Below are 2,258 nucleotides of genomic sequence, written 5' to 3'. Positions count from 1 at the left end.
CCCCCGCCGCCAGCCGCGCCTGGTCGGTCAACTCCGACAAATCGTTCTCGATCTCGAAGGTAAGCTGGTCGAACAGGTCGCGCTGGCGCACCGCGGCGCGCTCGACCCGGTCGGCGCTTGAGGCCATAACCATCGTGACACCGGCCACGATGGTGAGGCAGACGGTCGCGCCGTAGGCCCAGTTGGTGATCGTCGCGATACGCATGGCCGGAAGCTAGGACGGCATGGTTACTTTTTGGTGCATCCCACCGAGAATTGGAACCACATTCACGCCATATGGCCACCGCAATTCGCGTGGATGACCTGCCCGGTGATCACCGAGGATCGCGCGGAGGCCAGAAACAGGAATACTTCGGCGATTTCCTCAGGTTTCGCGAGGCGGCCCAGCGGCAGGGCCGAGGTGACGGCGGCCACCGCGCCGGTCTTGTCGGTTTCCATCAGGGCCTTCACCGTTTCCGTCATCGTCGGCCCTGCGGAGACCGCATTGACGCGCACCAGCGGCGCGGCTTCGACCGCCATCGCGCGGGTCAGCCCCTCGATCGCGCATTTAGACGCGCCGTAGATGGCGAGCCCCGGGGTGGGAAAGCGCGCGGCGGTGGACGACATGTTGACGATCGCGCCGCCCCGCGCCCGCAGTTCGGGCAGCGCCGCGCGGCACATCGCGAATGTCGCGCCGAGATTGCTGGCAAGGGTGCGGGCATAGTCCTCGTCCCCGGTGTCCTCCACCAGTGCGGTCGGATACCAGCCCGCGACGTTGGCCAGCAGGTCGAGCCCGCCCAGTTCAATCGCCGCCGCGACCGCTTGCGCCGCGACTTGCGCGTCGGCGGCATCGCCCGCGACGACCCGGACGTTCACGCCATGCGCTGCGGCGATGCGGCGGGCGACGTCCTCCAGCCGTGCCTCGTCGCGCGCCACCAGCACCACGTCGCCGCCGCGTGCGGCGAGCGCCTCGGCCAGCACCGCGCCGATCCCGCGCGAAGCGCCGGTGACGATGGCCACGCGGCCAGCGAATTCCCCGGTCATGACTGCGCCGACACCCGCTCGTTCCGGATTACCCTGCCGCTTTCGTCGATCACCATGCGCAAGGCATAGCGCTCTCCGGGCTTGCCGCAGTCCTCGCTATAGATGACCCGCTCTCCGCGGATCGCCGAGTAGGCTTGGTCGCCGAGGCGATAGAGGTGCGTGCCGTGCTCCGCGTAGACCCAGGTGCCGCCCGCCAGAAGCTCCACCGCCACGAGCGCGCCCAATGTCGCCCGCACATTGGGCCTTGCCGACCACGCCCGCATCCGGCTGGGCAGCGTGTCGGCATCGTCGTACTCGCGGAGCGGGACCAGCCCCAGGAACACCGCCCAGCGCCGCAGCACCGCCATGATATGGGCGATCAGCAAGGCGGCGAGGATGCAGCAGGACATGGCGCGTCAGCTTACCGGAACCAGATGCAGTTCGGTGCGCATGTCGAGGTCGAACGCCAGCGCCGCCTTGCCGTCCGGCCCGGCCTGCAGTTCCTGCCCGGTCTGCACCACGCGGTAGCGCGCACCCGGCACCAGCCGCGCGAAGCCGAGATCGACGCGCGCCGGGCCTTGCCCTGCCCGCAGCACCAGCGACAGGTCGCGCCCGTCGCTGACCGCGCGGGTGACGATGGTTTCGGGATAGCGCGCCTCGGCCAGCAGCGGGCCGGTCTTCCACGCTTCCGGCAGACCCTTGTTGACCATGTCGCGCACGGTGTTGCGGCGGGTCCAGGTCAGCGCATCGGCCATGCCGGGGTTGTACTGCGCGTCGATGCTCTCGCGGGTGGCCGCGATGATCTCCTCGTCGCCCATCTCCAGCGCGGCCCACAGCACCATCGTCAGCGGGTTCAGTTCGGGCCACTGCGCGAACGAGAAGTTGGCGGGCTTGCGCGTGTCCCAGCCCAGCGGCAGCAGCTTGAAATCGAGCGTGCCGTCGGGGCGGCGGGCGATGAAGTCCTGCTTGAGCACCTGCCACAGCCGCTCCGCCTGATCGGGCGCGTGCGGGGTGAGGAAGCGGATGCCCCATGTCTCGCCGAACAGGCCCGACAGGCTGGGCACGGTGAAGCCGAAGGGCGACGAGGTGCAGACCTTCACCCGCCCATCGGCCATCATCATTTCCTGCTCCATCGTCTGCTCGAAGCGGTCGCCGACCTTGCCGATCATGTCGGTGCCGTTGCGCGCATCGTGCAGCGCCAGCGCGGTGCGGCCGACAAGGTTGCACATCGAATAGATCCAGCGCGGCTCGCACGG

At 69.0% G+C, this 2,258-nt stretch carries 3 protein-coding genes and 1 pseudogene; all 4 read right to left on the bottom strand.

Going from position 1 to position 2,258, the window contains the following annotated elements; genetic code table 11:
* A pseudogene (locus tag LH128_RS27375) lies at positions 1-205 on the bottom strand (hypothetical protein); the annotation flags it as partial.
* A 62-nt stretch (positions 206-267) separates the two neighbouring features.
* Complete coding sequence (locus tag LH128_RS27370; protein WP_008832949.1) at positions 268-1,023, bottom strand: SDR family NAD(P)-dependent oxidoreductase; 756 nt, start codon at positions 1,021-1,023, stop codon at positions 268-270.
* Positions 1,020-1,412, bottom strand: a complete 393-nt coding sequence (locus LH128_RS27365; RefSeq protein ID WP_008832948.1) for a hypothetical protein — start codon at positions 1,410-1,412, stop codon at positions 1,020-1,022. Before LH128_RS27365 ends, LH128_RS27370 begins: the two co-directional genes overlap by 4 nt.
* A 6-nt stretch (positions 1,413-1,418) precedes the next feature.
* Positions 1,419-2,258, bottom strand: an 840-nt coding sequence (locus LH128_RS27360) for a linalool dehydratase/isomerase domain-containing protein (protein WP_008832947.1), incomplete at its 5' end; no start/stop codon positions are given.

The organism is Sphingomonas sp. LH128 (assembly GCF_000293195.2).
In the GTDB taxonomy this organism is placed as follows: Bacteria; Pseudomonadota; Alphaproteobacteria; order Sphingomonadales; family Sphingomonadaceae; genus Novosphingobium; species Novosphingobium resinovorum_A.
This window is presented reverse-complemented; position numbering and strand designations above follow the sequence as displayed.